Annotated in this window: 29 protein-coding genes; 23 read left to right on the forward strand and 6 right to left on the reverse strand. The window is 67.0% G+C overall.

Annotation, left to right across the window (positions count from 1 at the left end):
- The first annotated feature begins 163 nt into the window (after positions 1 to 163).
- Positions 164 to 1,249, forward strand: a complete 1,086-nt coding sequence (locus ACMV5O_RS13305) for an IS5 family transposase (protein ID WP_416163906.1) — start codon at positions 164 to 166, stop codon at positions 1,247 to 1,249.
- Between the two features lie 196 nt (positions 1,250 to 1,445).
- Here ACMV5O_RS13305 and ACMV5O_RS13310 read toward each other — a convergent pair whose 3' ends face one another.
- Positions 1,446 to 2,576, reverse strand: a complete 1,131-nt coding sequence (locus ACMV5O_RS13310) for an ISAs1 family transposase (RefSeq protein ID WP_416163907.1) — start codon at positions 2,574 to 2,576, stop codon at positions 1,446 to 1,448.
- 227 nt (positions 2,577 to 2,803) lie between these two features.
- Between ACMV5O_RS13310 and ACMV5O_RS13315 the strand changes: the two genes are divergently transcribed.
- A complete protein-coding gene (locus tag ACMV5O_RS13315; RefSeq protein ID WP_416163908.1) occupies positions 2,804 to 3,754 on the forward strand; it encodes an IS5 family transposase in 951 nt (316 codons plus the stop codon).
- A gap of 167 nt (positions 3,755 to 3,921) precedes the next feature.
- Positions 3,922 to 4,173, forward strand: coding sequence for a hypothetical protein (locus ACMV5O_RS13320; protein WP_416163909.1), 252 nt, complete (start codon positions 3,922 to 3,924; stop codon positions 4,171 to 4,173).
- Positions 4,174 to 4,287: 114 nt separating this feature from the next.
- Here ACMV5O_RS13320 and ACMV5O_RS13325 read toward each other — a convergent pair whose 3' ends face one another.
- Together ACMV5O_RS13325 and ACMV5O_RS13330 are read right to left on the reverse strand one after the other, a co-directional pair.
- Positions 4,288 to 4,536 (reverse strand): DUF2442 domain-containing protein, encoded by a 249-nt coding sequence (locus ACMV5O_RS13325; RefSeq protein WP_416163910.1) that lies wholly within the window; start codon positions 4,534 to 4,536, stop codon positions 4,288 to 4,290.
- The gene (locus ACMV5O_RS13330) at positions 4,529 to 4,798 is read right to left on the reverse strand and encodes a DUF4160 domain-containing protein (RefSeq protein ID WP_416163911.1); all 270 of its coding nucleotides are present in this window, start codon (positions 4,796 to 4,798) and stop codon (positions 4,529 to 4,531) included. The genes ACMV5O_RS13325 and ACMV5O_RS13330 overlap by 8 nt, the downstream gene beginning before the upstream one ends.
- Positions 4,799 to 5,034: 236 nt before the next feature.
- Here ACMV5O_RS13330 and ACMV5O_RS13335 point away from each other — a divergent pair, with 236 nt between their 5' ends.
- The 13 genes from ACMV5O_RS13335 to ACMV5O_RS13395 all read left to right on the forward strand — a co-directional run bounded on the left by ACMV5O_RS13335 (position 5,035) and on the right by ACMV5O_RS13395 (position 15,058).
- Positions 5,035 to 6,018, forward strand: a complete 984-nt coding sequence (locus ACMV5O_RS13335; RefSeq protein WP_416163912.1) for an Rpn family recombination-promoting nuclease/putative transposase — start codon at positions 5,035 to 5,037, stop codon at positions 6,016 to 6,018.
- 406 nt (positions 6,019 to 6,424) lie between these two features.
- The gene (locus tag ACMV5O_RS13340; RefSeq protein ID WP_297313943.1) at positions 6,425 to 6,679 is read left to right on the forward strand and encodes a type II toxin-antitoxin system Phd/YefM family antitoxin; all 255 of its coding nucleotides are present in this window, start codon (positions 6,425 to 6,427) and stop codon (positions 6,677 to 6,679) included.
- On the forward strand, positions 6,679 to 7,095 hold the full coding sequence (locus tag ACMV5O_RS13345) for a type II toxin-antitoxin system VapC family toxin (RefSeq protein WP_297313942.1): 417 nt from the start codon (positions 6,679 to 6,681) through the stop codon (positions 7,093 to 7,095). The genes ACMV5O_RS13340 and ACMV5O_RS13345 overlap by 1 nt, the downstream gene beginning before the upstream one ends.
- Before the next feature lie 49 nt (positions 7,096 to 7,144).
- Positions 7,145 to 7,357 carry a type II toxin-antitoxin system RelE/ParE family toxin gene (locus ACMV5O_RS13350; RefSeq protein ID WP_416163913.1) on the forward strand — a complete coding sequence of 71 codons (213 nt, stop codon included), beginning with the start codon at positions 7,145 to 7,147 and terminating at the stop codon, positions 7,355 to 7,357.
- A gap of 406 nt (positions 7,358 to 7,763) precedes the next feature.
- A complete protein-coding gene (locus ACMV5O_RS13355) occupies positions 7,764 to 8,975 on the forward strand; it encodes a flagellin (protein WP_416163914.1) in 1,212 nt (403 codons plus the stop codon).
- Between the two features lie 77 nt (positions 8,976 to 9,052).
- The gene (locus ACMV5O_RS13360; RefSeq protein ID WP_416163915.1) at positions 9,053 to 9,475 is read left to right on the forward strand and encodes a flagellar protein FlaG; all 423 of its coding nucleotides are present in this window, start codon (positions 9,053 to 9,055) and stop codon (positions 9,473 to 9,475) included.
- A gap of 37 nt (positions 9,476 to 9,512) precedes the next feature.
- Positions 9,513 to 10,934 (forward strand): flagellar filament capping protein FliD, encoded by a 1,422-nt coding sequence (gene fliD / locus ACMV5O_RS13365; RefSeq protein ID WP_416163916.1) that lies wholly within the window; start codon positions 9,513 to 9,515, stop codon positions 10,932 to 10,934.
- Between the two features lie 30 nt (positions 10,935 to 10,964).
- A complete protein-coding gene (fliS, locus tag ACMV5O_RS13370) occupies positions 10,965 to 11,375 on the forward strand; it encodes a flagellar export chaperone FliS (RefSeq protein ID WP_416163917.1) in 411 nt (136 codons plus the stop codon).
- An 18-nt stretch (positions 11,376 to 11,393) separates the two neighbouring features.
- Positions 11,394 to 11,735 (forward strand): flagellar protein FliT, encoded by a 342-nt coding sequence (locus tag ACMV5O_RS13375; protein ID WP_416163918.1) that lies wholly within the window; start codon positions 11,394 to 11,396, stop codon positions 11,733 to 11,735.
- Between the two features lie 43 nt (positions 11,736 to 11,778).
- Positions 11,779 to 12,969: a flagellar hook-length control protein FliK gene (locus ACMV5O_RS13380; RefSeq protein ID WP_416163919.1), complete on the forward strand. Its 1,191-nt coding sequence runs from the start codon at positions 11,779 to 11,781 to the stop codon at positions 12,967 to 12,969.
- A complete protein-coding gene (locus tag ACMV5O_RS13385; RefSeq protein ID WP_416163920.1) occupies positions 12,962 to 13,333 on the forward strand; it encodes an EscU/YscU/HrcU family type III secretion system export apparatus switch protein in 372 nt (123 codons plus the stop codon). Before ACMV5O_RS13380 ends, ACMV5O_RS13385 begins: the two co-directional genes overlap by 8 nt.
- 103 nt (positions 13,334 to 13,436) lie before the next feature.
- Positions 13,437 to 14,216 (forward strand): flagellar brake protein, encoded by a 780-nt coding sequence (locus ACMV5O_RS13390; RefSeq protein ID WP_416163921.1) that lies wholly within the window; start codon positions 13,437 to 13,439, stop codon positions 14,214 to 14,216.
- Positions 14,217 to 14,287: 71 nt separating this feature from the next.
- Complete coding sequence (locus ACMV5O_RS13395) at positions 14,288 to 15,058, forward strand: flagellar brake protein (protein ID WP_416163922.1); 771 nt, start codon at positions 14,288 to 14,290, stop codon at positions 15,056 to 15,058.
- 33 nt (positions 15,059 to 15,091) lie between these two features.
- Here ACMV5O_RS13395 and fliE read toward each other — a convergent pair whose 3' ends face one another.
- From fliE to ACMV5O_RS13410, 3 genes are all read right to left on the reverse strand, one after another.
- On the reverse strand, positions 15,092 to 15,424 hold the full coding sequence (fliE, locus tag ACMV5O_RS13400; RefSeq protein ID WP_324537365.1) for a flagellar hook-basal body complex protein FliE: 333 nt from the start codon (positions 15,422 to 15,424) through the stop codon (positions 15,092 to 15,094).
- A 96-nt stretch (positions 15,425 to 15,520) separates the two neighbouring features.
- Positions 15,521 to 16,999, reverse strand: a complete 1,479-nt coding sequence (locus ACMV5O_RS13405) for a sigma-54-dependent transcriptional regulator (protein ID WP_416163923.1) — start codon at positions 16,997 to 16,999, stop codon at positions 15,521 to 15,523.
- Complete coding sequence (locus ACMV5O_RS13410; RefSeq protein WP_416163924.1) at positions 16,996 to 18,222, reverse strand: sensor histidine kinase; 1,227 nt, start codon at positions 18,220 to 18,222, stop codon at positions 16,996 to 16,998. The genes ACMV5O_RS13405 and ACMV5O_RS13410 overlap by 4 nt, the downstream gene beginning before the upstream one ends.
- Positions 18,223 to 18,363: 141 nt before the next feature.
- Here ACMV5O_RS13410 and fliF point away from each other — a divergent pair, with 141 nt between their 5' ends.
- The 7 genes from fliF (at position 18,364) to ACMV5O_RS13445 (ending at position 25,989) form a co-directional block, all read left to right on the forward strand.
- Positions 18,364 to 20,058 (forward strand): flagellar basal-body MS-ring/collar protein FliF, encoded by a 1,695-nt coding sequence (gene fliF, locus ACMV5O_RS13415; protein ID WP_416163925.1) that lies wholly within the window; start codon positions 18,364 to 18,366, stop codon positions 20,056 to 20,058.
- On the forward strand, positions 20,055 to 21,056 hold the full coding sequence (fliG, locus tag ACMV5O_RS13420) for a flagellar motor switch protein FliG (RefSeq protein ID WP_416163926.1): 1,002 nt from the start codon (positions 20,055 to 20,057) through the stop codon (positions 21,054 to 21,056). The genes fliF and fliG overlap by 4 nt, the downstream gene beginning before the upstream one ends.
- Before the next feature lie 48 nt (positions 21,057 to 21,104).
- Complete coding sequence (locus ACMV5O_RS13425; RefSeq protein ID WP_416163927.1) at positions 21,105 to 21,875, forward strand: flagellar assembly protein FliH; 771 nt, start codon at positions 21,105 to 21,107, stop codon at positions 21,873 to 21,875.
- Positions 21,872 to 23,266 carry a flagellar protein export ATPase FliI gene (gene fliI / locus ACMV5O_RS13430; RefSeq protein ID WP_416163928.1) on the forward strand — a complete coding sequence of 465 codons (1,395 nt, stop codon included), beginning with the start codon at positions 21,872 to 21,874 and terminating at the stop codon, positions 23,264 to 23,266. The genes ACMV5O_RS13425 and fliI overlap by 4 nt, the downstream gene beginning before the upstream one ends.
- Before the next feature lie 142 nt (positions 23,267 to 23,408).
- The gene (gene fliJ / locus ACMV5O_RS13435; RefSeq protein ID WP_416163929.1) at positions 23,409 to 23,852 is read left to right on the forward strand and encodes a flagellar export protein FliJ; all 444 of its coding nucleotides are present in this window, start codon (positions 23,409 to 23,411) and stop codon (positions 23,850 to 23,852) included.
- A 91-nt stretch (positions 23,853 to 23,943) separates the two neighbouring features.
- Positions 23,944 to 25,326, forward strand: coding sequence for a flagellar hook-length control protein FliK (locus ACMV5O_RS13440; RefSeq protein ID WP_416163930.1), 1,383 nt, complete (start codon positions 23,944 to 23,946; stop codon positions 25,324 to 25,326).
- Positions 25,327 to 25,419: 93 nt separating this feature from the next.
- Positions 25,420 to 25,989 (forward strand): flagellar basal body-associated FliL family protein, encoded by a 570-nt coding sequence (locus ACMV5O_RS13445; RefSeq protein WP_416163931.1) that lies wholly within the window; start codon positions 25,420 to 25,422, stop codon positions 25,987 to 25,989.
- Positions 25,990 to 25,995 lie beyond the last annotated feature (6 nt).

The following is a 25,995-nucleotide window of genomic DNA, read 5'->3' on the forward strand; positions in this document are numbered from 1 at the left end:
CTCCGCTCCGCATGCATGAAGCATGATAGCGGAAGTCGTCAATTAAGTATCCTCAAGAGCACAGCACTACACTAGCAGGGTGTTGATTTAATGCACTTTCCAGCATCTGCGCGGGCTCTACGGCTGATATAATTACGTCTGCATTTCGACACGAATTATTCCCATGCGCGGCATCGACCACAAACAGAACGCCCTGTTCAGCTACGTCAATATCGAAGATCGAATTGCTCCAGATCATCCGTTGCGCCGGATCAAGACGCTGGCCGATATGGTTTTGCGCACGATGTCGCCGCATTTCGATGCGCTCTATGCCGAGGGCGGACGCCCCTCGATTGCGCCGGAACGCCTGCTGCGCGCGTCGTTGCTGCAATGCCTGTTTTCCATTCGCTCGGAGCGCGCGCTGGTCGAGCACATCGACTTCAACATGATGTTCCGTTGGTTTGTCGGCCTGACGCTGGACGATCCGGTATGGGACCACTCGACGTTCAGCGCCAATCGCGAACGGCTGCTCAAGGAAAGCGTGATGCGCGAATTCTTTGGTGGCGTGGTGGCGATTGCCGAGTGGGCAGATCTGGTCTCGGACGAGCATTTCAGTGTCGATGGCTCGCTGCTGCGGGCGTGGGCCTCGCACAAGAGCCTGATGGCGCGCGACGGCTCCGATGAGCCGCCGGGGCCGGACCAGGGGCGCAACCCCGAGGTGGACTTCCGAGGCCAGAAACGCTCGAACAAGACGCACGTCTCGCGCACCGACCCGCAGGCCTTGCTGGCCAGCAAAGGCGGCGCAGGCGCCTACCTGAGTTTCACGACCCATGCGTTGGCGGAGAACCGCAACGGGCTGATCGTCGATGTGCATACCACGCAGGCCACCGGCACCGCCGAGCGCGAGGCCGCGCTGGTGATGGTCAAGCGCACCGTGAAGCCGGCCGACGCGACGCGCGAGCCGACCCTGGCCGCCGACCGGGGTTACGACACCGCCGAGTTTGTCGCTGCGCTCGCGCCGCTGGGCGTACTGGCGCACGTTGCCGCCAAGACCAAGGGCAGTGCCGTCCCCGTGGCGCTCAAGGCCACGGAGGGCTATGCAGTCAGCCTGCGTCGTCGAAAGATGATCGAAGAGGCGTTCGGCTGGGCGAAGGACATCGGCACGCTGCGCCGTCTGATGGCGCGCGGGCTGGAAACGATTCGCGCGCATGCGCTGCTCAATTTCGCCGCCTACAACCTGACGCGGCTGGGTAATTTGCTGGCGCCGTAATCCGATGGCGCAAGCGCGCCATTCGTATTGCGGCATTGGATTGTTGAATACGTTGGCTTTGCAGCGACGGGAGCGCTGCTGAATTGCGGTTGCACAATCGGCGGGAAAAGCGGCTGGAAGCGTCATCAGGGCGGCTCGGGACGGATCTTCTCTGCGTCGATTTTTTCCCAGGCAACTGGGCAGGGCAATTGCACCTTCATGTCATAACCCCAAGTAGCTCGGCGCGAAACTCGTCGATCGTCGCCGCCAGCATGCGCTTGGACTTGATGCTCGCTTTGCGCGTCGTATTGAGCCGCAGCAGGTTCATCACGATGTGGCGAACGATGGCCAGGTTGTTGGCGGCATAGCCGCTGCGTACGCGTGACTGATCCTCGTTGAACTGCACATCCAGACACCAGTGAAGTCGATTCTCGATCTCCCAGTGACTGCGTACGGCCCGAGCGATGCGCTCGGCGTCGGCAGGCAGGCTGCTGATGTAGAAGACGCGCTCGGTGCTGGTGTGATCGCCCACGGTGCGAATGCGCTCGACCACCGCGAAACTGGCCAGGTCCTGCCAGTCCTCGGACTTGTAGAGGCGATCGATCGCGGCGTAGGCACGGCATCGACGGATTTCGATGCGGCCGTGGTCCTTGATCGTGGTCTCATGGGTCGAGCTCGGCGTCAGCGGCCCTCGCGGATCGATGTCGGCGAACAGGATCGAATCGTGCAAGTTAGGATGGTTCTCCTTCACACACAGCACGTAATGCGCGCTGCGCTCGCGGATCGTGCGGGCAATCTTCGTCTGGGTGCCCATTGCGTCGATCGTCACCACGCAGCCCTCGATCGCCAGCTTGGCGAGCAGTTCGGGAATCGCGGTGATCTCGTTCGACTTCTCGGCGGTCGCCGTCTGGCCCAGCACGACGCCCATGCCAGCCGCAAACGCGCTGACCAGGTGCAGCGGACTGGCGTCGGTCTTGCCCTTGCCGCCCGAGCGCCTGCTCGTCTTCCCATCGATGGCCACCACCGTATCCCCGGCCAGCGCCGGCACCACCATGCCCACCCAGCGCCGGAACGCGGACTCGAACTCGTCCGGCGCGATCAGGCCGAACACGCGTCCGATCGTGTCGTGAGACGGGATGCCGTGCTCAAGCTTCATGAAGCCTCGCAGCCAGTCGATCTTGGCCTTGGCCCACAGCTCGATGTCGACGAAGTCGTCGACACCCGACAGCACCGCGCACACCGCCACCGTCAGCAACTCGGACAGGTCGTGGCGTTTGTGCCGCGCGCTGCGCGGGTCGGAAATCGAGACGAACACCTGCGTCAGCGGCATGACGTTTCCTGCCTTCATGGGGAGCCCAAAAAGGTAGGAAACTACACAATTTATGACAATGTGAACAGGGGTCTCGCAAGGCTATGAAAGTTAACGATTTATTGATTTGAGCTATGCAAAGTCGGTGCGATTGCCCTGGGCAACTGGGGACCGAAGGTGACGGTGAGATTTTCAACGCCCTGCTAGGGAAGCTCTGATCTATTCAGAGCCGGTAAAATACTGAATTCATAAACCGTACTGCTGCCATGAAGCAAACAACCTTCGCCTCGCTGGCCTTCGACCGGAAGAAGAAACAGACTCGCCGGGAGCGCTTCCTCGCCGAGATGGAGACGGTGGTGCCTTGGGCCGCGCTGCTGGCGGTGATCGAACCGCACTACCCGACGACAGGGCGTCGTGGCCGCCCGCCGATGCCGCTGGCGACGATGCTGCGGATCTACTTCATGCAGCAGTGGTACGCGCTGTCGGATCCGGCGATGGAAGACGCGCTCTACGAGATCGAGTCGATGCGCCGCTTTGCCGGCCTCGATCTGACCAACGACGCGATGCCCGACGAGACGACGATCCTCAAGTTCCGCCACCTGCTTGAGAAGCACGGGCTGACCGCGCAGATGATGAACATCATCAACGACACGCTCGAACAACGTGGCTTGCTGCTCAAGGGCGGCACCATGGTCGATGCGACCATCATCCACGCCCCGCCCTCGACGAAAAACGAGGACAAGAAGCGCGATCCAGAGATGCATCAGACGAAGAAAGGCAATCAGTGGTACTTCGGCATGAAGGTCCACGTCGGTGCCGACGTCAATTCCGGACTTGTGCATACGGTTTCGGTCACGCCGGCCAACGCATCGGACATCAGCCAATTGCCTCACCTTGTGCGTGAGGATGACCGGGCGGTCTTCGGCGACAAGGGCTACGTGAACAACAAGCTCAAGGGTCTGGCTCGCAAGGCCGGTGTCTTCTGGGGCGTGTCGCTCAAGGCCAGCAAACAGCATCCGCTGACCGGGGCAAACAAGCGCTTCAACCACAGGATGTCGTCGATCCGCGCGCGAGTCGAGCACGTGTTTCGCGTCATCAAGCGCCAGTTCGGCTACACGAAGGTGCGCTACAAGGGGATCGCGAAGAACGCCGCGCAGGTGTTCTCGCTGATCGGATTGACCAACCTTTTTCTGGCGAGGCGAGCCTTGATGAGTTGATGGGCGAAATCCGCCCGCTGCGCCCGAAAAAGGGCGCTTGGGGCCAAAAAGGCCCCGAAACGCAGCGGTAAAAGCGGAGAAATCTATCATCGAAGTCGGCAAGAATGGCTGGCTTGGGTGAGCGTGCTCAGAATATCAATTGATCAGGGATTCCCTAGGAGAACACGATGCCCAAGAACTCCTTCCCTCTGCGAATCCAGGAAAGGGAGCGCGACCGTGGCCGGCGCGTGGCCGAGGAGCTCGGCGTCTCCGAGAACCGCCTCTACGCCGAACTGATCCATGACGGGCTGTTGATCCGCGAGCAGATGCTCTACATGACGAAGCTCAGGTCGCTCGCAGCCACGACAGCGAGAGCCGACGCATTCGCCGTACTCGATCGCGCTGCCGATGAACCCCTACTGCCGACCGATCGGTATTGACGCTGAGTCGCCCGCGGGGGCGATGAGTCATCAAGGCGCCCTCGCGCCTCGGCTGATTGCGTTCCATCAGTCAACGCGACAGTAGGGAAAACGTGGTCTGCCCCCTGTTTCTCGTCAAACCCCCTGCAGAACCCGACATTGCTCGAGTACCCGCGCTGCCGACAACTCAAGCCCATTCGGCCAGCACAAGCCCCCTGCATCCAAGAAGGCGCGTGCGAAGTAGGCATGGTCCCTCAGCGGCTCCAGCAGCGGCCCGCTTCGAGCGAGCAGGGCGCGCCCATCGAACAGCCCCTCCACGCCCGTGGAGAAAGCGACGCGCAGCTCGAAATCACCCGCGACCGATACATCAAGAATCTTAATCATCGTAGTCGGCTCCCCGAATCCGCTCCATTGGCTCGAAACGCTGGGCATGCTCCCAGTTACGGAGCAAGTCGTCCTGATGGCGCAGACACCACTCCTTGACGATGGTTGCAGCCCGACCGGGCAAGCGCCCCTGACGAACCTCCCCCGTCCGCACGTCAACAAGTGCCTCGAAGCCCTGGTATTCGACATGGATGTGCGGCGGCGGATGGTCGTCGTGCCACATGCGGACGATGATGCCGAAAAATACCGAAAGAATCGGCATGGGCCTCTCCGTGCAAGGATTGCTGGTCGGGACACGAAGTGTGGTTGAGGCACTTGCCGAGATCAAGGCAGCGCGGTCATGCGCCACCACATTCAGGGAGACCAAGGCGTCAAGGCAGGCGATGAGCAAATGAAAGACCTGACCCTCGACCCCACTCACCGAACCCTTGCCAGAACATGCCAAGCAGATGAAGATTCAAACAGACAACGCCATTCGCATAATCAGCATCTGCCCTCATGCCCACATCCCACGACACCGGCTACAAACTCCTCTTCTCCAACCCGCTCATCGTCCGCGACCTCATCCAGGGTTTCATCGACGATCCCTGGCTGCAGAAGCTCGACTTCACCACCCTTGAACCCGTCAAGGGCCACTACGTCAGCGAAGACCTGCGCGACCGCGCCGATGATGTCGTCTGGCGCGTCAAATCCGGCGAGGAGTGGCTCTACCTCTATCTGCTCATCGAGTTCCAGAGCCGCAGCGACCGCTTCATGGCGCTACGCATGATGGTGTACGTCGGCCTGCTCTATCAGGACCTCATCCGCAACAAGCAGCTCGGCCCGCACGGCCTGCTCCCGCCGGTGCTTCCGATCGTGCTGTTCAACGGCGAACGCCGCTGGCGCGCCCCTGTCTCGCTCGCAGAACTGCTACCCAAGCCGCCCGCCTTTCTCGCCCCACTGCAACCACAGATGCGCTACCTGCTCATCGACGAAGGTGCCATCCCCGCCGAGACGCTGGCCCGGCTACCGCAGAACCTCGTCGCCGCCATCTTCAAACTCGAGCAACCCCAAACACCCGAGGCAGTCCAAGCCCTTGTCACCGAACTCGAGGCCGCCACCCGCTCCGACGAATACGCCGCTGTGCGCCGCATCGTCGCCATCTGGATCCGCGCCGCCTTGATCCAAAACCGCAAATACCCCATCCTCCTCCCCGAATTGGATGACTTGCAGGAGCTACGCATCATGTTGTCGCAACGCATCGAACAATGGGCCGAGGGCTATCTCGCCGCTGGTCGCGTGGAAGGCCGCGTGGAAGGTCGTCTCGAAGGCGAGATCGGCGTGCTCACACGCCAACTCACCCGCCGCTTCGGCGCCCTCCCCACTTGGGCGGAGGCCCGCCTTCAAGCCGCCAGCGAACAAGCGCTCGCAGAATGGACCGACGCCGTCCTCGACGCCGCTAGCCTCGTCGATGTGCTCGGCCCGCCACCGCCCGATCACTGACGCCTGCCGAGCCTCACCCCACCACGACCGCCGCGCACCCCTGCCGGTGGTCGTCACGTTTCTGGGGACCGGAAATCGTGGTCTGACCCCGATTTCCGGCCCACTCCCCGCCTGGGCTGAAGCCCGGCTCAACGCAGCCACCGAACTAAACCTCGCGGACTGGGCGGACGCCATCCTCGACGCCGCCAGCCTCACCGACGTCCTCGGCCCGCCGCCGGCCGATCACTGACACCTGCCCGAGCCTCACCCCACCACGACCGCCGCGCGACACCGCCAGCGGTCGTGGCCTTCAAGGCGAGCGCTGCCCGCCGGCGCCCTAAGTGATGCAAGCGTGCATGGAACCTTCAGGTTGGGCACCCCACCAAGTAGAATGTAGAAACATACCTACAGCCCGGAGCATGCTGTTATGAACACCACTTTGTCGAGTCGCGAATTCAACCACGACGTCGGGCGCGCCAAGAAAGCCGCGCTCGAAGGCCCCGTCTTCATCACCGACCGCGGGCGTCCTTCCCACGTGTTGCTCTCGGTCGAGTCCTACCGCAGCTTGATCGCCAAGCAGCCGAGCATCGTCGATCTGCTCGCCATGCCCGGCCTCGAGGACATCGAGTTCGAGCCCGTGCGTGCGAGCGCGCCGCTCTTTCGCCCGGCAGATCTCTCCTGATGTACCTGCTCGATACCAACGTCGTTTCCGAGCTGCGCAAGGCCAGAACGGGCAAGGCCGACGTGCGGGTCGCCGCCTGGGCTGAGGCAACGTCCGCCAGCGCGATGTTCCTGTCGGCAATTTCCGTGCTGGAGCTCGAACTAGGCATCCTGCTCGTCGAGCGGCGAGATGCCGCGCAAGCCGCCCTCCTGCGCGCATGGCTCGACAAACACGTGCTGCCGGCTTTTGACGGACGAATCCTTCCTGTCGATACCGGAGTCGCACGGTGCTGCGCGAGGCTGCATGTTCCAGACCCACGTGCGGAGCGCGACGCCCTCATCGCGGCCACTGCCCTGGTGCACGGCCTGACGGTGGTCACGCGAAACGTCGGTGACTTCGAGGCCACGAACGTAGGCCTGCTGAACCCCTGGACGTAACTGCACACCTGGGCAGCTGATGCACTCCCTCACGCACCAGAAGAACAGGATGTCCAAGGACGCCTTCCCGCTGCGAATCCAGGAAAGCGAGCGCGACATCGGCGAAAAGAAGAAGGGCGATCTCTCCGAATTGTGGGTCTACACGTTTCGCTGCCTCGGCCAGTTGTACCTGCTGGGCTACACCCGCGATGACGGCGTTCGATTGGTCTATCTGGAAGCTGTCGGTCCCCACGAAAACGTCTACCGCGACTTGAAGCGCTGAGCCGGCCATGGTGACGCAGCCGGGAGAGGCGCGCGTCCAAAGCGCAGTCCCGAGCCTTCCTCACGCGATGTCGTGTCACGGCACGCGCGTCTCACCGGTGGGAGCGGGCTCGCCCGCCAAAGCAGCCGCTCTCAAGAACGCAGCGACTCCCAGCACCCCATCCGCCCTCGTGCCCACCCCGACAGCGCCCCCGGCGCCTGCCTCCTTCTTCCCTCAAGTTCCCCCACCCCACGCCGTAAAAGCCTCCAAGCGCAGGAAACGCGCGCGGCACCGGCGGGAAATTGCTAAAGAGTTTTACCCCGGGGTCGTAAAAGCAACCAAGAGCACAAACAAACGCTCCGCACCCGCCAAGGCAAGCGATGCAGATACGGGTGTATGACCAACCTGACCTACCAGGAGAAACATCATGGCCCAGACGATCAACACCAACGTTGCCTCGCTGAATGCGCAGCGGAACCTGACCACCTCGCAAAGCTCACTGAGCACCTCGATCCAGCGCCTGTCGTCTGGCCTGCGCATCAACAGTGCGAAGGACGATGCGGCCGGCTTGGCCATTTCGGAGCGTTTCAGCGGTCAAATTCGCGGTATCAACCAAGCGGTACGGAATGCAAACGACGGCATTTCGCTCGCACAAACCGCGGAAGGTGCGATGGTTGAAGTAGGGAATAACTTGCAGCGTATTCGTGAATTGGCAGTTCAATCTTCGAACGCGACTAACTCTACAAGCGATCGACAAGCGCTCCAAAAAGAAGTAAACCAGCTTGTTGCGGAAATCGACCGTGTCGCAAAAAATACAGAGTTTAATGGTACCAAGCTGTTGGACGGAAATTTCTCTGGCCAAGCATTTCAAGTAGGTGCAAATGCAGGGCAGCTGATTACTATCGACTCCATCACGAACGCCCAAGCGGACTCCTTGGGTGGTGCGCAGTTCGCTTCGGCAGCTATTGCTGCGGCAACCGTATCGATTGAAAACACTGATGCTGGCGACACCAAGGTTGGCTACGATGCGATCACGGTCGCGGACTTCACCATTGGCGACACCACCTTCGAGGGCTTCACGATTGAAGCAGTTGCAGACAACACACTAGACGCTACGACCGCGGAGCTTACGGCTCAAAACGCTGTTGGCAATAAGCTCGTGAGCACTATTAATGCCAAATCTGCAGAAGCAGGTGTCGTTGCCGCGCTTAATGAAGAGACTGGCATTGTCACGATCACGTCACTGGTTGCAGGCGAGGACGGCGACTTCACCACTGACCTCACGGGAGCGACAGTAACTAATAGTGCCGCCGCTGCAGCATCTTTCGTGGGAGGTGTTGATATTTCGAATTTTGCTGGTTCTCAGCAAGCCATTGCGGTGATGGACAAGGCACTCGAGGCAATCAACTCCGGCCGCGCAGATCTTGGCGCGATCCAGAACCGTTTTACTTCCACCATCGCTAACCTGCAAACGACCTCCGAGAACCTCTCCGCATCCCGCGGCCGCATCGTCGATGCCGACTTCGCCACAGAAACCGCCAACCTCACCCGCGCCCAGATCCTCCAGCAGGCTGGCACGGCGATGCTGGCCCAGGCGAACGGTCTGCCGCAGAACGTGCTGTCGCTGCTCCGCGGTTAAACTCGGTTGATGTAACCAGCGTTCGGCGCGGAGCTCCCACGGAGCTCCGCGCCGTTGCCCCATGAAGGAGGCGAATCATGAGCATTCAAGGCATCGCATCGTCCAACGCGGCGATGGACGCGCAACTGGCGCGCGTGGCCAGCCAGCAGTCGGCGGCCAGCAGCCAGCGCAGCAGCGGCAGCAACACCCAGGCGCAGACGGCACGCGTCAACGAACTCGGCGGCACGCAGAACACCGCCCGTCCCGATCCGGTCAACAACGAAGTGGGCGTGCCCGACCGTGAAACCCTGCTGCAGGCCGTCGACGAAGTGCAGAAGGCCATCGCACCCGTGGCACAAAACCTGCTTTTCTCCATCGACGACGATACCGGCCGCACCATCGTCAAGATCGTCGATTCGCAGACCGACGAGGTGATCCGCCAGATGCCTTCGGAAGAAGTGCTGGCGATCTCGAAGGCGATCGACAAGCTGCAAGGCCTACTGATCAAGCAGCAAGCCTGAGCCAACCGCAACAGACACATAAGAACAGGAGCAGATCATGGCATTGAGTGCATCGGGACTGGGCTCCGGGCTCGACATCAACGGCCTGGTCTCGCAACTGATGGCGGTCGAGCGCCAGCCGCTGACCGCGATGGCGAGAAAGGAAGCGAGCTTCCAGGCCAAGCTGTCAGCCTTCGGGCAAATCAAGGGCAGCCTGTCGGCGCTGCAGACCGCGGCCAACGCGCTGAACGACGCGGCAAAATTTTCCGCCACCAAGGCCACCGTGGGCAGCGACGCCGGCTTTACTGCCAGCACCGCGAGCGGTGCGGCGGCGGGCAGCTATTCGGTGCAGGTGGAGCAGTTGGCCAAGGTGCAGCGCGTCGCCACCGGCGCCAGCACGAGCTTCGTGCCCAACGCCGGCACGGCCGAAGCCCCCACCACCGTCAGCATCACCTTCGGCAAGATGGACGGCGGCAGCTTCGTTCCGGGTGAGGCGGGCGCCAAGTCGATCGACTTCACCGGCAGCACCATCGAGGAACTGCGCGACGCGATCAACAAGGGCGACCTGGGCGTCACCGCCAGCGTCATCGACAACGGCACCGCAAAGCAGCTCGTCGTCACCGGCAAGAACACCGGCGCCGAGCAGGCCTTCCAGATCGGCGGCACTGCGGGGCTGGCCTACGACCCCAGCGTGGCCATCGACCCCGAGAACCCCACCGTGCCCGCCGGCAGCAACACCAGCTACGTGCTGCAGGCCTCGCAGGATGCGCGCATCAACGTGGACGGCATCACCGTCACCCGCGGCAGCAACACCATCAGCGACGTGCTGGAAGGGGTGACGCTGACGCTGACCAAGACCACCGAGGCGGCCAGCAGCCTGAGCGTGGCCGAGGACTTCGGCGGTGCGCGCAGCGCGATCGACGCCTTCGTCAAGGCCTACAACGACACCCAGACCACGCTGAAGAACCTCACCAACTACAACGCCGAGACGCGTGCCGCCGCCACCCTCACCGGCGACTCGACGGCACGCAGCATCCAGGCGCAGGTTCGCAATCTGGTGGGCGGCGCCTTGGCCGGTCTGGGCGAGACCAGCCGGCTCGCCGACATCGGCATCACGTTTGCTGCGGACGGCAAACTCTCGGTGGATGGCGCCAAGCTCGACGCCGCGCTCAAGGACCCGAGCCGCGACGTGGCAGCCTTCTTCACCGGCAGCGGCGACACCAAGGGCTTGGCGGCGACGGTGTCGGACGGCTTGAAGAACTTCATTGACAGCGGCGGCCTGCTCGCCGGCCGCACCGAGGGCATCAACGCCTCGATCAAGACGATCGGCAGGCAGCGCGAAGCCTTCGAGGCACGGCTGGAAAGCGTGCAGAAGCGCTACATGGCGCAATTCACCGCGCTGGACTCGACCATCGCCAGCATGACGCAGACCAGCAACTACCTGACCCAGCAGCTCGCCAGCCTGTCGAGCTTCAGCTAAACGATAGAACCCGAAGGGAGAGCCCCCAGCATGTTCGGTGGATTCCAGAACCGCGCTTCTGCCTATGCCAAGGTCGGTGTCGAAACCGGCGTCAACACCGCCGACCCGCACAAGCTGATCCTGATGCTGTTCGACGGCGCGCTGCTGCAGGTGCGCACCGCCGGCATCGCGATGCAGAACAAGGACATCCCGGGCAAGGGGATGGCAATTTCGAAGGCGATCGAGATCATCATCAACGGCCTCAAGGTCAGCCTCGACATGAGCGCCGGCGGCGAGCTGGCGCAGCGCCTGGCCGCGCTCTACGACTACATGAGCGAGCGCCTGCTCTACGCCAACCTGCACAACAGCCAGCCGGCGCTCGACGAGGTGAGCGGGCTGCTCGGCTCGCTGCGCGAAGCCTGGGCAGGCATTGCCGGGCAAGCGAAACCGGCTGCGGCCTGAACCGCGAAGGCCTGCATCATGCTCAGCGTAGCCGACCTCGACACCCTGCTCGACCGCTACACGGCAATGGCCGAGGCGGCGCGCGCCAATGACTGGGAGCGGCTCAGCGCCCTCGAGCGCGAGGCGGCGGGGCTGCGCGAGGCCTTTCGGGCCGCGGCCGGGCCCGAGGACGCGGCCCGGATGACCGCCCTCGCCCCGGATGAGGCCGAGGCGCTGCGCAGCCGCATCGAGCGCATCCTTGCGCTGGACGCCGAGATCCGCGTTCACGCCGACCCCTTTCTCGCCAGCGTACGCAAGCTGCTCGCCGGCGGGCGCCAGGAGCGCGCGGTGCGCAACGCCTACGGCGCACTGGCGCCCTAAGCGGCACGCGGGCTGAACGTCCCGGGCCGATGGAGCACCTGCGATGATCCCCGCCGACCTCGCCGCCCGCCTGCGCCTGCTCAACGAAGCCAGCTTCTTCAACACCGAACCGCCGGTCGCGGGCCTGCAGCGCGCGCGCGAGATCCAGGCGCAGCTGCCCGAGCTCGTCCCCGGCCAGCGCTTCTTCGCCACCCTGCAGCGCACCCTGCCCGACGGCACCTTCCGCGCCCTGGTTGCCGGGCAGCAGATGACGCTGTCGCTCAACACCGCGGCCAAGTCGGGCGACACGCTCGAGCTGGAGGTGTCGCAGGTGACGCCGCGCGCGGTGTTCGCCCGCGTGGTGGGCGTCGATACCGGCGCCGCCAGCACCGCCTCGGCGCAGCCGATGCTGAGCCAGACCGGGCGGCTGATCAGCTTTCTGCTCACCGGCCAGCCGACGCCGCAGCCGGCCGCGCTCGCGGCCAACCAGCCCTTGCTCAACGCCCCGCCCACCAGCGGCGCGCAGCTCGTGCCGCTGCTGCGCCAGGCGCTGGGCCAGAGCGGGCTGTTCTACGAATCGCACCAGACGCAGTGGGTGCTGGGCAAGCTCGATACTGCCGCGCTGCTGCGCGAGCCCCAGGGCCAGCAGATGGTGGCGCCGCGCGCGCCGGGCGGCGGTGCGCCGGCCCCAGCGGGGGCTCAGGGCGCAACGGCAGCCGCCACGACGACGGTCTCGCCCCCCCCCAACCCCGCCGCCGCGGCAACTGCCGGCGGAACGGCGCAAGCGGGCGCAGTGGCCGGCGGGGCAGCCGAAACCTCGCGCACCGCCGCGGCCAACCAGACCGCCGTGCAGGAAGTCGCCGCCCCGCGCGCCCAACCCATCCCCGAGCGCCTGATGCCGATCGTGCATCAGCAGCTCGATGCGCTGGCGACGCAGCACTACCTGTGGCAAGGCCAGGCCTGGCCCGGCCAGCCCTTCGACTGGCTGATCGAGGACCCGCAGCGCGAAGGCGGCGAGGCAGAGCCCGAGCCCAGCTGGAACACCACGCTGCGCCTCACTCTGCCGCGCCTGGGGGGGGTCGAGGCCCAGCTCCACCTGACCGCGGCCGGCGTGGCGCTGCGCCTGCGTGCCGACGACCCGGCCACGATCGGCCGGCTCGACACGGGCGCCGCCGCGCTCGCCTCCGCCCTCGAGGCGGCGAACCTCAAGCTCACCGGCCTGGTGGTGGAGCCGCGGGGGACGGCCAATGGCTGAGACCCGCCCCGCCCTGCGCAACGAGGCCGTCGCGCTCGCCTACACCGCCGGCGAGACCGCACCGCGCGTGGTCGCCAAGGGCAAGGGCGTGATCGCGCGCGAGATCATCGAGCGTGCGCAGGAAGCCGGCGTGTTCGTGCATGAATCACCCGAGCTGGTGAGCCTGCTGATGCAGGTCGACCTCGATGCGCGCATTCCGCCCCAGCTCTATGTCGCCGTGGCCGAGCTGCTGGCCTGGCTGTATCGCCTCGAACAGGGCGCCGAGGCCGGCGCGCCGCCGATGGCCAGTGGGCTCCCGGAATCCCTGCGCCCGCGCCCGGCGGGCGACGGCGAGACGGCGGGCGAAGGCGAACCCCCACCCTGATCCGTCCGGCCACAGGCCAGGGGCGCACGGTCGGCGTCATCTCGTGATATAAGCAGGCCTGCACCGCGGGGCTGCACCGCAGCGCCCTATCAGGCACCCGAGCATGTCGATCGAACACGAACACACCCGCGTCGAACTCATCCACGCTGAAGACGAGGCCAAGTATCTGCTGCGCGACGCGCGCGAGATCCACGCCATCCTCAGGAACCTCATCGCCGCCCGCGCGCTGGTGAGCGCGCGCCTGGTACCGGGCAACGAGTCGGTGCTCAGCACCCTGGTCGAGGTGGACGAGGCCGGCACCGAGCTGCTGCTCGACGGCAGTGCCGACCCGCAGCAGAACGAGCGCATCGCACGCGCCGAGACGCTCGACTGCGTCACCCAGCTCGACCGTGTGCGCATCGAGTTCCTGCTCCAGAGCCAGCGCTTCGTCATGGACGACGGCATGCCCGGCTTTCGGGTGCCGCTGCCGACCGAGCTGTTGCGCCTGCAGCGGCGCGACTTCTATCGCCTGCAGACGCCCGTCACCCACCCCGTGAGCTGCGCCGTGCGCTTGCCCCAGGCCGACGGCAGCGAGCGCGAGACCGAGCTGCGCATTCTTGACATCAGCGGCGGCGGGGTGGCGATTGCGGTGCCGCCCACCGGCGTGCGCTTCGAGCAGGGCACCGAGTTCGACCACTGCACGCTGAAGTTGCCCGATGTCGCCCCCATGTCCGCCCGCCTGGTGGTACGCAACCTGTTCCGCATCACCACCCGCAACGGCATCGAGATGCTGCGCGCCGGCTGCGAGTTCCTCGACCTGCCGCGCGGCGCGGAGGACGCGATCCAGCGCTACATCCTGAGGGTCGAGCGCGAGCGCAGCGCGCGCGAACGCGGCCAGCTCTGACCCTGCCCCGGCGCCCCGCAGCCACGCGACCACCCCGAGCCCCATACGCACTCCGACACGCCCCGCACACGATGGAAGACCTGAGCACGGCAAGGCTGCTTGATACCGACCGCGACGGCGGGCTGGAAAGATACATGCTTCACGGCAGGCGCCAGATTGCGCAATTGCTGCAGGCCTTGATCGACGAGCATTGCCTGATCGCCGCGCACAGCGGCGGCGGCCAGTCCTTCGTCACCGCGCTGATCAGGCTCGACGACGACACCGTGTTGCTCGACGTGAGCCCCGACCCTGCCGCGAACCGGCGTGCGCTGATGGCCGACCGCCTGTTGTGCATCACCCAGTTGCAGCGCATCCGCATCCAGTTTTCCCTGCACGGCCTCGCCGAGGTCAGCGAGGACGGCCGCCCTGCCCTGCGCGCGCCCTTGCCCGAGCAGTTGCTGCGCCTGCAGCGGCGCGAATCCTACCGCCTGCAGGTGCCGCTCAAGCACGAAGTGGGGGTCAGCCTGAAGGCGCACGATGCCGCACGTGAGCCGGTGCAGATGGACAGCCGGGTGATCGACATCAGCGCCGGCGGCATCGCCACCGTGGTGCCGCCCGGCGTGGCGGCGTTCGTGATCGGCGACAAGCTCGAAGACTGCCGCCTGCGCCTGCCCGACACCGACCCGCTGGCGCTGACGCTCGAGGTGCGCAACATCACCCCCCAGCCGCAACGCAACGGCACCGAACTGCTGCGCCTCGGCCTGCAGTTCGTGGACCTGCCGGGCAACGCCGAAGCGCGCATCCAGCGCTACATCTTCAACACCGAGCGCGAGCGCAACGCGAGGGAAAAGGGCGGGATCTGAGGCCCTGGGCACCGTTGCAGCATCGAGCCGGGATCAGACCGGCATGTTCATGATGTCCTGATACGCCGTGACCAGCCGGTTGCGCACCTGCACCATCTGCTGGAAGGACAGGCTGGCCTTTTGCAGGTTGACCATGACGTCCTGCAGGTTGACGTTGGGGTCGCCGGCGGAGAAATTCTGCGCCATCGCGCGTGCCTCGCCCTGTGCGGCGCTGACGTCCTTGAGGGCGTTATTGAGCACGTCGGCGAAGTTGACACCGCCCGCGGCCGCGTCGCTGGGCGAAGCCGGAGACACGGCCTTGCCTTGGGCGGCTTGCGACACCGAGCGCAGTTCGCTCAGCATCTGGTCGATTCCACGGGTATCCATGCTTGTCCCCCGGCTTCAGGGTATGCGGTGATGTGAGTGTAGCAGAGCAAACGGCATGCCACCGCCTGCCCAGCACGCGGACGGCGGCGGCCCGGATCAGACCTCGTAACCCTCGTCACGGTACTGCTGCAGCTTGTAGCGCAACGTGCGCTCGGAAATGCCCAGCTTTTCAACGGCCTTCTTGCGCGAGCCGCCGAACTCGCGCAGCGTGGCGAGGATGTGTTCGCGCTCGAGGTCCTTCATGTTGGCCGGGCGCGCAGGCTGCTCGGGCGGTGGCGCGGCGGCCGCGAAGGCGTGCGAGGGCCGGCCTGGCGCCGGCGAGGCGGCAAGACCTGCCGCTTCGGCGGCAAACATTGCCGCCCCCGGCGGCGCCACGCTACCCGCCGCCCTGCCCGCAGGCGGGGCGGACGCAGGCGGCGCGAGGGTGGTCGGCGACAGCTCCGGATTCCATTGCGGCAGGCACAGGCGCAGGGTCTGGGCGGTGACGGTGTCGCCCTGGGTCAGGATCAGCACGCGGTGCATGGTGTTTTCCAGCTCGCGCACATTGCCCGGCCAGGTGTAGCGCGGCAGCAGGGCCTCGGTCTCCGGGGCGAAGCGGACCTGGCGCTGCAGGCGTGCGGCGTGGCGGGCGAGGAAGTGGCGCGCCAGCGGCAGGATGTCGCCCGGACGCTCGCGTAGCGCGGGAATGGCGATCGGGAAGACGTTGAGGCGGTAGTACAGATCCTCGCGAAAGCGGCCGGCGGCCACCTCGTGCAGCATGTCGCGGTTGCTGGTGGCGAGCACGCGGATGTCGAGCGCCACCGGCTTCTTGCCGCCGACGCGCTCGACCTCGCGCTCCTGCAGCACGCGCAGCAGCTTGGCCTGCAGGCCGAGCGGCATCTCGGAGATCTCGTCGAGCAGGATGGTGCCGCCCTGGGCCTGCTCGAACTTGCCCGGCTGGGCACTCTGGGCGCCCGTGAAGGCCCCCTTCTCATAGCCGAACAGCGTCGCCTCGAGCAGGTTCTCGGGGATGGCGGCGCAGTTGATGGCGATGAACGGCCCCCTGGCGCGTGCGGAATGGGTGTGGATGTAGCGCGCAAAGACCTCCTTGCCGGTGCCCGACTCGCCCGACAACATCACGGTGGCGTCGGTCTCGGCCACGCGCGCGGCGAGCGCGAGCAGGTTGCGGGTGTGCGGGTCCTCGGCGATGGTGTCTTCGGCCGCGGGCGGCACGGCGGCGTAGCGGCGCACGTGCTCGAGCAGCAGCTCGGGCTCGAAGGGCTTCATCAGGAAGTCGCAGGCGCCGCCGCGCATCGCCGCCACGGCCTTGTCGACGTCGCCGTAGGCGGTCATCAGCAGCACCGGGAGCTGCGGGTAGCGCGCGCGCACCTCGTGCAGCAATTGCAGGCCGTCCATCGGCTGCATGCGCAGGTCGGTCACGACCAGGTTGAAGCTCTGGCGCTCGAGCGCGGCCAGCGCCGCGGGGCCGCCATCGACGCCGGTGACGCCGTGGTGCGCCATCTCGAGGGTGAAGCAGACCGCATCGCGCAGCGCGGCGTCGTCCTCGACGACCAGGATGTTGAGCGTGTCGATCATGGACTGGGGTTTCCGTTGAGCGCGCCGGCCGCGGGCGCGCAGGCCGCAGGCAGGGGCAGCGTGAGCATGAACTCGGCGCCCTCGCCCGGCGCCGAACGCAGCGCGATGTCGCCGCCGTGTGCGCGCGCCACACCGCGCGCAATGGCCAGACCGAGGCCGGTGCCTTCAGCGCGGGTGGTGAAGAAGGGTTCGAACAGGCGCGCCTGCACGTCGGGGGCGATCCCGCGGCCGCTGTCGCGCACTGCGAAGCGCACCGCCGCAAGGCCGATGCCGCTTTCAGCCGCAGCGAGCGGCGCCACCTCGCACGCCACCCGGCCGCCCGCCTCACAGGCCTGGATGGCGTTCTCGAGCAGGTTGGTCAGCGCGCCACCGAGCGCCTTGCGGTCGCCCACCAGCTCGAGCGCATCGCAGCTGCACACGGTGCCGAAGGCGACCTGGCGGGCGCGCGCCAGGGGCTCGAGCGTGTGGGCGAGTTCGGCCACCAGCTCGCACACCCTGAAGCGCTGGCGACCGGCGCTGTCGCCACGCGCGAACAGCAGCATGTCGCGGATCAGGCGCTCGAGGTAGCGCAGGCGCTCGAGCGCGCGTTCGGCCACGCTGACGCGCTGCAGCGGATCGAGCTCGGGCTGGCGCAGGTTGCCGGTGTAGAGCAGCGCGGCCGCCAGCGGCGTGCGCAGCTGATGGGCGAGCCCGGCCACCATCTCGCCCATGGCCGCGAGGCGCTCGTTGCGCTCGGCGGTCAGGCGCATGCGGTAGGTGTCGGTGATGTCGTGCACCAGCAGGATGCGCTCGTCGCCGGCTTCGAGGGCGGACTCCGAGACCGCCACGCGGCGCGCCTGCTCGGCGCCCTCCCCCGCGGCCACGGCGAGCGCGAACTCGCCCGGCGTCTCGGTGCCCTGCAGCACGGCGGCCAGCTCGGCCCAGGCCCGGCCCGCCAGTCCGGCACCGAACAGGCGCTCGGCGGCGAGGTTGGCCTGCACCACCCGGCCCTGGTGATCGACCACCAGCACGCCCGCCGGCAACGCGCCCATCAGCACCGCCAGGCGCTCGGTGAGCTGGCCGACCTGGCCCTGCAGCGCGTTGTAGGCGGTGGACAGCTCCTCGGAGGCGCGACTGAACAGCGCGAAGGCCTCGGCAAGCTGGGCGGCGTCGAGCGGCGCCGCCTGCGCGGGCGCACTTTCCGGGGATGGGGCAGCCGTGCCGGGATCGGTTTCCGTTTTCACGCTAGGCACTGTAGTTGCGGACCCCGCTATGGTAGCCGGCAAACAGGCGGCAAAAAATGCCGCTTTTCATCCCATCGGGCTTGCGCACGCGGGCCGACAATGCCTTCCATCCGTCAAAGCGTACGCAACAGGACCGCCACCATGGCCGCAGCAGACAACACCGCCGAACTCGCATCCGGGGCCAGCGCCAGCGCAGCCGCCCCCGAATCGCGGCTGCAGCAGGGCCTGCAGAACCTCAACGCGCTCACCCAGCGCCAGAAGATTGCCGCCGCCGCAGGCGTGGCGCTGGCGATCGCCTTGCTCGTCGGCGTGCTGCTGTGGAACCGCGCGCCCGACTATGCGGTGCTGTTCTCCAACCTGGACGAGCGCGATGGCGGCCAGATCATCGCTGCGCTGCAGCAGCAGAACGTGCCTTACCGCATGTCGGCCAACGGCAGCGCGATCCTGGTGCCGCAGGCGCAGGTGCATGAGACCCGCCTGCGCCTGGCGGCCGAGGGTCTGCCCAAGGGCGGGCTGGCCGGCTTCGAACTGATGGACGGGCAGAAACTGGGCATCTCGCAGTTCAATGAGCAGGTCAATTACCAGCGCGCACTCGAGGGCGAGCTGTCGCGCACCGTGCAGGCGATCGACGCGGTGGCGAGCGCCCGCGTGCATCTGGCGATGCCCAAGCAGACCGCCTTCCTGCGCGACGACCAGCGCCCCACCGCGTCGGTGATGGTGAACCTGCGCCCCGGGCGCATCCTCGACGCCAACCAGGTCGCCGGCATCGTGCATCTGGTGTCGTCCAGCGTGCCGCGCATGACGGCAGCGGGCGTCAGCATCGTCAGCCAGACCGGCGAACTGCTGACCTCGCGTTCCGACCCCCTGCTGCGCGCCGGGCTCGACCCCACCCAGCTCAACTACGTGAAGGCGCTCGAGGAAGGTTTCATCCAGCGCATCGAGAACATCCTCGTGCCGCTGGTCGGCAAGGACAACTTCCGCGCCCAGGTGGCGGCCGATGTGGATTTCAACCAGGTCGAGCAGACCGCCGAGACCTACAAGCCCAACCCCTCGCCCGAGCAGGCGATCCGCAGCCAGCAGACCAACGAGGTGCTCAACCCGGCCCCCGGCGCCCAGGGCGTGCCGGGCGCGCTCACCAACCAGCCGCCGGTGCCCGCGACCGCGCCGATCACCACGCCGCAGGTGGGCGGGCCGGGTGCCAACGGCCAGACCGGGCTCTTCGCCGGCAATCGCAGCGCGGTGCTCAACTACGAGCTCGATCGCAACATCCAGCACGTCAAGCAGGCGATCGGTCAGGTGCGCCGCCTGTCGGTGGCGGTGGTGCTCAACAACCGCAGCATCATCGGCGCCGACGGCACGCCCAGCACCGAGGCGCTCACCGAAGACGAGATCGCGCGCATTACCAATCTGGTGCGCGAAGCGGTAGGCTATAACGCCGATCGCGGCGACACGATCAACGTCGCCAACAGCGCCTTCGCGGTCGAGGCCGCCGAGCCGCAGCCGCCGCTGTGGAAGGATCCCGAGGCGCTCGCACTGGGCAAGGAAGGCCTGAACTGGCTGCTGGTGCTGCTGGTGGTGCTGTTCGCCTACTTCGGCGTGATCCGCCCGTTGCTGCGCACCGCCTTCCCGCCGAAGGAAGTGCCCGCCGAGGGCGAGGCGCTCGAGGAAGGCGAAGAAGGCGAGGAAGGGGTGCGCGTCACCCTGTCCGGCGCCGGCGAGGCGGAAAGCTTCGAAGAGCGGCTCGAGCGTGCGCGCACCCTGGCGCGCAATGATCCGAAGATGGTGGCCAGCCTGATCAAGGACTGGATGGGCGTGAATGAGGAGGCCCGCAAGTGACGACACCCGACCAGGGCCTGGAGAAGGCCGCCCTGCTGCTGCTGACCCTGGGGCCCAACGAGGCCGCCGGCGTGCTCAAGCAGCTCGGCCCGCGCGAGGTGCAGAAGCTCAGCATGAAGATGGCGACCATGTCGCCGCAGGCTCGCGGCGCGGTGGAGCCGGTGCTGATCGAGATGATGGAACACTTCGGCAAGGGTGCGCTGATCCAGCCCGACGAGGACCAGTTGCGCGAGATGCTGACCAAGGCCTTGGGCGACGAGCGCGCCGGTCATCTGCTGTCGCGCATGTTGAGCGGCTCGGACACGGCGGGCATCGAGAGCCTGAAGTGGATGGACGCCGCCACCGCCGCCGACCTGATCAAGAACGAGCACCCTCAGATCATCGCCACCATCCTCGTACACCTCGAATACGACCAGGCGGGCGAGATCCTCAAGCACTTCAACGACCGCCTGCGCAACGACGTGGTGCTGCGCATCGCCACCCTCGACGGCGTGCAGCCGACGGCGCTGAAGGAGCTCAACGACGCGCTCACCCGCATGCTGTCGGGGGCGTCCTCGGTCAAGAAGGCGGCGATGGGCGGGGTGCGCCACGCCGCCGAGATCCTCAACTTCGTTGGCTCGACGCACGAGACTGCGGTGATCGACAACGTGCGCGAATACGATCCCGAGCTGGCGCAGAAGATCCTCGACGAGATGTTCGTGTTCGAGAACCTGCTCGACATCGACGACCGCGGCATCCAGACCATCCTGCGCGAGGTGCAGTCCGACTCGCTGATCATCGCCTTGAAAGGCGCGCCGCCCGAATTGCGCGAGAAGATCTTCAGGAACATGTCCACGCGCGCCGCCGAGATGCTGCGCGAGGATCTCGAGGCGCGCGGTCCGGTCCGCCTGTCCGAGGTCGAGGCCGAGCAGAAGGAGATCCTCAAGATCGTCCGCCGCCTGGCCGAGGAAGGCCAGGTGATGCTCGGCGGCAAGGGCGGCGACGATGGTTTCGTGTGACCGGCCCCTGCCCGCCACTGCTCGCCCCGCTGACGCCCGGAGCCCGCGATGAGCATTTCGCGCCACCAGGCGGTCGGCGCCTACCGACGCTGGGAGCCGGCCGACTTCGACGACGAAGCCGGCCCGCGCAAGAGCACGCGCCCGCCGCCGGCGCCGCCCGCGCCGCCGGCCGTCGAGCCGGCCCCTGTGGCGGCGGCGGCCGACGGCCTCTCGCTGCCGGCCGACTTCCACCTGCCGACCGCCGATGAACTCGAGCGCCTGCATGAGGAGATCCGCGCTACCGGCCTGGAAGAGGGGCGGCGCGAAGGCTACGCCGAAGGCCTGGAGGCCGGCCGTGCCCAGGGCTATGCCGAGGGCAAGGCCCGCGCCGAGGACGAGGCTGCCCGCCTCGCCGCGCTGGCCGACGGCCTGGAACAGGCGCTGAGCCAGCTCGACGGCGAGATCGCCGAGGAGCTGATGGCGCTGGCGATCGAGATGGCACGGCGCATAGTGCGACAGACGCTCGCGGAGCACCCGGAGAGCATCCTGGACACCGTGCGCAGCGCCCTGCTGCAGTTGCCGCAGGGCCACGCCCACATCCAGCTCCATCCCGACGACCTCGCGCTGGTGCGCGAGCACCTCGGCGACCAGCTCGCCCACGCCGGCCACCGCCTGCAGGAGGATGCCCGCCTGCAGCGCGGCGACTGTCGCATCGATGGCGTCGGCGCCCAGGTGGACGCCACGCTCGAGACACGCTGGCGGCGGGTGCTGGAGTCGATCGGCCATGATCGCGCGAAGTGGAACCCGCCGCCGGATGAAGCCGGGGCGCTGCCGTCATGAACCCGCACGCTACGCTGTGGCGCGACTTCCTCGCCGACGGTCGCCGCCTGGTCGAGAGCAGCAGCCCGCTCGAGATCTCGGGCCGCCTCACCCGCATCAACGGCCTCGTCATGGAGGCCGCCGGCATCAAGCTGCCGCTCGGCTCGGGCTGCCGCATCCTGGTGCCGGGCGGCGGTGCGGTCGAGGCCGAGGTGGTGGGTTTCAACGGCGACAAGCTCTACATGATGCCGACCGACGACGTCTTCGGCCTCGCCCCGGGCGCGCGCGTGCTACCGATGGAGGTGGGCGTGCCGCGCCTGGTGCCGGGCAAGCGCATCGGCCCGCGCCGGCGCGCGGCCGACCGCGCCAAGCACCTGCCGGTGGGCGACGCCCTGCTCGGCCGCGTGGTCGATGGCGCCGGCCGCCCGCTGGACAACCAGGGGCCACTCACCACGCAGGAGACGCGCTCGCTGCAGGGGCGGCCGATCAACCCGCTGGCGCGGGCGCCGATTGCGCAGCCGCTCGACGTCGGCATTCGCGCGATCAACGCCCTGCTCACCGTCGGCCGCGGCCAGCGCCTCGGCCTGTTCGCCGGCTCGGGGGTGGGTAAGTCGGTGCTGATCGGCATGATGGCGCGCTACACCGAGGCCGAGGTCATCGTCGTCGGCCTGATCGGCGAGCGTGGTCGCGAGGTCAAGGAATTCATCGAGCAAAGCCTGGGCGCCGAAGGTCTGGCGCGCTCGGTGGTGGTCGCCGCACCGGCCGACACCAGCCCCTTGATGCGCATGCAAGGCGCGGCCTATGCCACCACGGTGGCCGAGTACTTCCGCGATCAGGGCCGCCAGGTGCTGCTGATCATGGACTCGCTGACGCGCTATGCGATGGCGCAGCGCGAGATCGCGCTGGCGATCGGCGAGCCCCCGGTCACCCGCGGCTACCCGCCGAGCGTGTTCGCCCGCCTGCCGGCGCTGGTCGAGCGGGCCGGCAACGGACCCGAAGGCGGCGGCTCGATCACGGCGTTCTACACCGTGCTCGCCGAAGGCGACGACCAGCAGGACCCGATCGCCGACGCGGCGCGCGCCATCCTCGACGGCCACTTCGTGCTGTCGCGCAACCTCGCGGACCAGGGTCATTACCCGGCGATCGACATCGAGCAATCGATCTCGCGTGCCATGCACGGCCTGGTGGGGGACGACCACTTCAGCGTGGTGCGCCAGTTCAAGCAGTTCTTCTCGCGTTACCAGCGCTCACGCGACCTGATCGCGGTGGGTGCCTACCAGGCCGGCGGCGACCCTGTGCTCGATACCGCGGTGCGGCTCTATCCGCGCCTCGAAGCCTTCCTGCAACAAGGCATCAACGAGCACGAGAACTACGAAGGCGCGCTGCACAAGCTCGCCGAGGTTTTCTCCTGAGGCACGCCGGGCCGGATCGCCAGCTGCGCACCGACCATGACAAATGACCGCGGTCAACAGCGGGCGAACGCGCTAGAATCCGGCCCGTCACACCCGTCACCCTATTCAACTGCGATTGTTACGGCAGCGCCCACCGGCTCCAATGACCGCCCGCTTTCATCTCCAGCCCCTGCTCGATCTCGCCCAGACACGCACCGACGATGCCGCGCGCAAGCTCGGTGAGCTGGTGGCGGCCGAGCGCGATCTCGAGCAGAAGCTCAAGCTGCTCGAAGACTATCGGCACGAGTACCACGAGCGCTTCGTGCAGGCGGCGCGCGATGGCCTCACCCCCGACGCCTGGCGCAACTACAGCGCCTTCATCGGCAAGCTCGACGACGCCATCGGCGCGCAGCGCAAGGTCGTCGAGCAGTCGCGCACCAGGACGGCCGAGGGGCAGCAGGCCTGGCTCGCCCAGCGCACCAAGCTGAAGGCCTTCGACACCCTGTCGCAACGGCACCAGTCCGCAGTCAACCGCCAGCAGGCACGTCAGGAGCAGAAGCAGTCCGACGAGCACGCTGCCCGCCGCACGCCGGGCACGGAAGAGTGACATTCGCAGCAGTTTGGCATGCACCTTGCTTATCGCTGACTGTCGGGTCGTCCGCGATCCATCGCATCCAGCCAACGAGAGGCCAGCCAACATGACTGCTCCGCTATCGCCCACCAGCCTCGCGCACAGCTTCAGCCAGCACCTTTCAGCGCCTTCAGCTTCGTCCGCGCTGCTCGGCATCCCGGGACTCGGCGCCCACGCCGACAGCTTCTCGCAGACCTTGCAGCGGCAGATGAACACCCCTGTCCGTCCCCCCGAGCAAGCGCCGGCGAGGCCCGCCGAGCGTGAACCCGAGCCCAGCCGCCCTACCCCCGCTTCGCAGACGCCTGCCCAGAGGCCTGCAGAACCAGCGCGCGAACCCGGGCGCAGCACCGAGGCCCGCACCACCCAAGATGGCGCGACGGACAAGCCAGCCGGGACAAGCACGCAGCCCGATCAAAAGGCCGCGGATGGCAGCACCGCCGAGAACAAGACGGACGCATCCTCGCCAGCGGACCAGCGCCCGGACGCGACGACGGCACAGGGCGAAGCCGCCGCCGCAGCGGCCGGCAATTCGGCGAGCGGCGTCGGCACTGGGGTGCCCGACGCGGAGACGCTCGTCCTGCAAGCGGCAGAAACGGTCCTTGATGCGCCCGAGGCGGCAGCGCTTGCCGGTCTGCCGGCAGCGCTTGCCGCACTGATGGCAGGCACCAAGCAGGCCGGGACCGAGGGGGGCGAGACGGCGCCGACCCTGACCGCCACCACCGGCGGGCGCAAGGACCCGCAGGATGCCCGCAGCCTCCCGAATTCCGCCTTCCTGGCTAAAGCAGAGACATCGGCCGGGGGTGCGGACCGCAGCCCGGCCTTCCTGGTCCAGGGACGGGCGCTCGCGGCCGGCGTGCTCGCGGACAAGGGCATGGCCGCGGCGCAGGCCCTCAAGGCGGTGGCCGGCGAGGCCGGCGCAGCGGGGACGCAGCAGCCGAATGCCTTCCTCAGCACACACGCGCCCATGCACCTGCTGCGCCACGCCCCCGCCACCCAGCCGGCGACGCCCCAGTTGCCGGTGCAGACGCCGGCCGGGCAGCAGGCCTGGGCGGAGGATGTGGGCAACCAGGTGCGGTGGATGCTGGGCCGCGCCGAGAGCAAGGCCGAGCTGGTGCTGACCCCGCCGAACCTGGGCAAGCTCGAGGTGTCGATCAACCTCAATGGCGACCAGACGACGGCGCAGTTCGTCGCCTCCAGCCAGGCCGCGCGCGATGCGCTCGAGCGCGCGATGCCGCAGCTGCGCGAGATCCTGCAGCAGGCGGGGATCAGCCTGGGCGAGGCCAATGTCAGCACCTCCGACCAGGGCGCGCGCGAGGACGGCGGCACGGCCGGGCGCGGCCGCAGCGATGCGGTTGGCAATGCCGGCAGTGAAGGCGGCATCGCCGGCGGCAGCGGCACCGCCAGCGGCTGGATCAGACAACATGACGGGATGGTCGACACCTTCGCCTGAAGGGCCTGAATAGGGGCGGCTCTGCCCCACTTATTCTTGCTTGGGCGCATGCGATCATCGCGGATAATTCAATCCGTAAGACAGGAGATTCGCATGGCCAAGGCGCCGGCAAGACCGGAAGACGGCGGGGACGCCCCGAAGAAGAAGAGCAAGCTGCTGCTGATCATCGTGATCGTGCTGGTCCTGGTGCTGATCGTGATCGGTGGCGGGATCGCCGCCTTGCTGCTGCTCAAGGGCGGCAAGGACAAGGCGGCCGAAGACAGCGCGGCGGCCGCCCCGGGCGGAGCCATGCAGATGCAGTCAGCGGTGGACCTCACCAAGCCGCCCACCTTCGTGCCGCTCGATCCGTTCACCGTCAACCTGCGCCGCGACGAGGGTGACCACTATCTGCAAGTCGTCGCCGTGCTGCGGGTGGCCGACCCCAAGATGGCAGAAAGCCTGAAGGCCTTCATGCCCGAGATCCGCCATCGCATCAACCTGTTGCTGTCGAGCAAGCTGCCTTCCGAGCTCGCCAGCACCGAAGGGCGCGAGGATTTGGCAGCCACGATCACGCAGCAGGTCAATGAGGCGCTCGGATTCCAGCCGCTGCGCGACGCGGCGGGCCGACCGATCCCCAACGGCCCGGTGCAGGCCGTGCTGTTCAGCTCCTTCATCATCCAGTGACAGGAC

Origin of the sequence: Thauera sp. WH-1, from assembly GCF_047806685.1 — a bacterium.
Lineage (GTDB): Bacteria > Pseudomonadota > Gammaproteobacteria > Burkholderiales > Rhodocyclaceae > Thauera.

What these genes read in the sequence shown, in the direction of transcription:
- ACMV5O_RS13305 (WP_416163906.1), top strand. Translation starts at nt 164, where the DNA reads ATGCGCGGCATCGACCACAAACAGAACGCCCTGTTCAGCTACGTCAAT.
- ACMV5O_RS13310 (WP_416163907.1), bottom strand. Translation starts at nt 2,576, where the DNA reads ATGAAGGCAGGAAACGTCATGCCGCTGACGCAGGTGTTCGTCTCGATT.
- ACMV5O_RS13315 (WP_416163908.1), top strand. Translation starts at nt 2,804, where the DNA reads ATGAAGCAAACAACCTTCGCCTCGCTGGCCTTCGACCGGAAGAAGAAA.
- ACMV5O_RS13320 (WP_416163909.1), top strand. Translation starts at nt 3,922, where the DNA reads ATGCCCAAGAACTCCTTCCCTCTGCGAATCCAGGAAAGGGAGCGCGAC.
- ACMV5O_RS13325 (WP_416163910.1), bottom strand. Translation starts at nt 4,536, where the DNA reads ATGATTAAGATTCTTGATGTATCGGTCGCGGGTGATTTCGAGCTGCGC.
- ACMV5O_RS13330 (WP_416163911.1), bottom strand. Translation starts at nt 4,798, where the DNA reads ATGCCGATTCTTTCGGTATTTTTCGGCATCATCGTCCGCATGTGGCAC.
- ACMV5O_RS13335 (WP_416163912.1), top strand. Translation starts at nt 5,035, where the DNA reads ATGCCCACATCCCACGACACCGGCTACAAACTCCTCTTCTCCAACCCG.
- ACMV5O_RS13340 (WP_297313943.1), top strand. Translation starts at nt 6,425, where the DNA reads ATGAACACCACTTTGTCGAGTCGCGAATTCAACCACGACGTCGGGCGC.
- ACMV5O_RS13345 (WP_297313942.1), top strand. Translation starts at nt 6,679, where the DNA reads ATGTACCTGCTCGATACCAACGTCGTTTCCGAGCTGCGCAAGGCCAGA.
- ACMV5O_RS13350 (WP_416163913.1), top strand. Translation starts at nt 7,145, where the DNA reads ATGTCCAAGGACGCCTTCCCGCTGCGAATCCAGGAAAGCGAGCGCGAC.
- ACMV5O_RS13355 (WP_416163914.1), top strand. Translation starts at nt 7,764, where the DNA reads ATGGCCCAGACGATCAACACCAACGTTGCCTCGCTGAATGCGCAGCGG.
- ACMV5O_RS13360 (WP_416163915.1), top strand. Translation starts at nt 9,053, where the DNA reads ATGAGCATTCAAGGCATCGCATCGTCCAACGCGGCGATGGACGCGCAA.
- fliD (WP_416163916.1), top strand. Translation starts at nt 9,513, where the DNA reads ATGGCATTGAGTGCATCGGGACTGGGCTCCGGGCTCGACATCAACGGC.
- fliS (WP_416163917.1), top strand. Translation starts at nt 10,965, where the DNA reads ATGTTCGGTGGATTCCAGAACCGCGCTTCTGCCTATGCCAAGGTCGGT.
- ACMV5O_RS13375 (WP_416163918.1), top strand. Translation starts at nt 11,394, where the DNA reads ATGCTCAGCGTAGCCGACCTCGACACCCTGCTCGACCGCTACACGGCA.
- ACMV5O_RS13380 (WP_416163919.1), top strand. Translation starts at nt 11,779, where the DNA reads ATGATCCCCGCCGACCTCGCCGCCCGCCTGCGCCTGCTCAACGAAGCC.
- ACMV5O_RS13385 (WP_416163920.1), top strand. Translation starts at nt 12,962, where the DNA reads ATGGCTGAGACCCGCCCCGCCCTGCGCAACGAGGCCGTCGCGCTCGCC.
- ACMV5O_RS13390 (WP_416163921.1), top strand. Translation starts at nt 13,437, where the DNA reads ATGTCGATCGAACACGAACACACCCGCGTCGAACTCATCCACGCTGAA.
- ACMV5O_RS13395 (WP_416163922.1), top strand. Translation starts at nt 14,288, where the DNA reads ATGGAAGACCTGAGCACGGCAAGGCTGCTTGATACCGACCGCGACGGC.
- fliE (WP_324537365.1), bottom strand. Translation starts at nt 15,424, where the DNA reads ATGGATACCCGTGGAATCGACCAGATGCTGAGCGAACTGCGCTCGGTG.
- ACMV5O_RS13405 (WP_416163923.1), bottom strand. Translation starts at nt 16,999, where the DNA reads ATGATCGACACGCTCAACATCCTGGTCGTCGAGGACGACGCCGCGCTG.
- fliF (WP_416163925.1), top strand. Translation starts at nt 18,364, where the DNA reads ATGGCCGCAGCAGACAACACCGCCGAACTCGCATCCGGGGCCAGCGCC.
- ACMV5O_RS13425 (WP_416163927.1), top strand. Translation starts at nt 21,105, where the DNA reads ATGAGCATTTCGCGCCACCAGGCGGTCGGCGCCTACCGACGCTGGGAG.
- fliI (WP_416163928.1), top strand. Translation starts at nt 21,872, where the DNA reads ATGAACCCGCACGCTACGCTGTGGCGCGACTTCCTCGCCGACGGTCGC.
- fliJ (WP_416163929.1), top strand. Translation starts at nt 23,409, where the DNA reads ATGACCGCCCGCTTTCATCTCCAGCCCCTGCTCGATCTCGCCCAGACA.
- ACMV5O_RS13440 (WP_416163930.1), top strand. Translation starts at nt 23,944, where the DNA reads ATGACTGCTCCGCTATCGCCCACCAGCCTCGCGCACAGCTTCAGCCAG.
- ACMV5O_RS13445 (WP_416163931.1), top strand. Translation starts at nt 25,420, where the DNA reads ATGGCCAAGGCGCCGGCAAGACCGGAAGACGGCGGGGACGCCCCGAAG.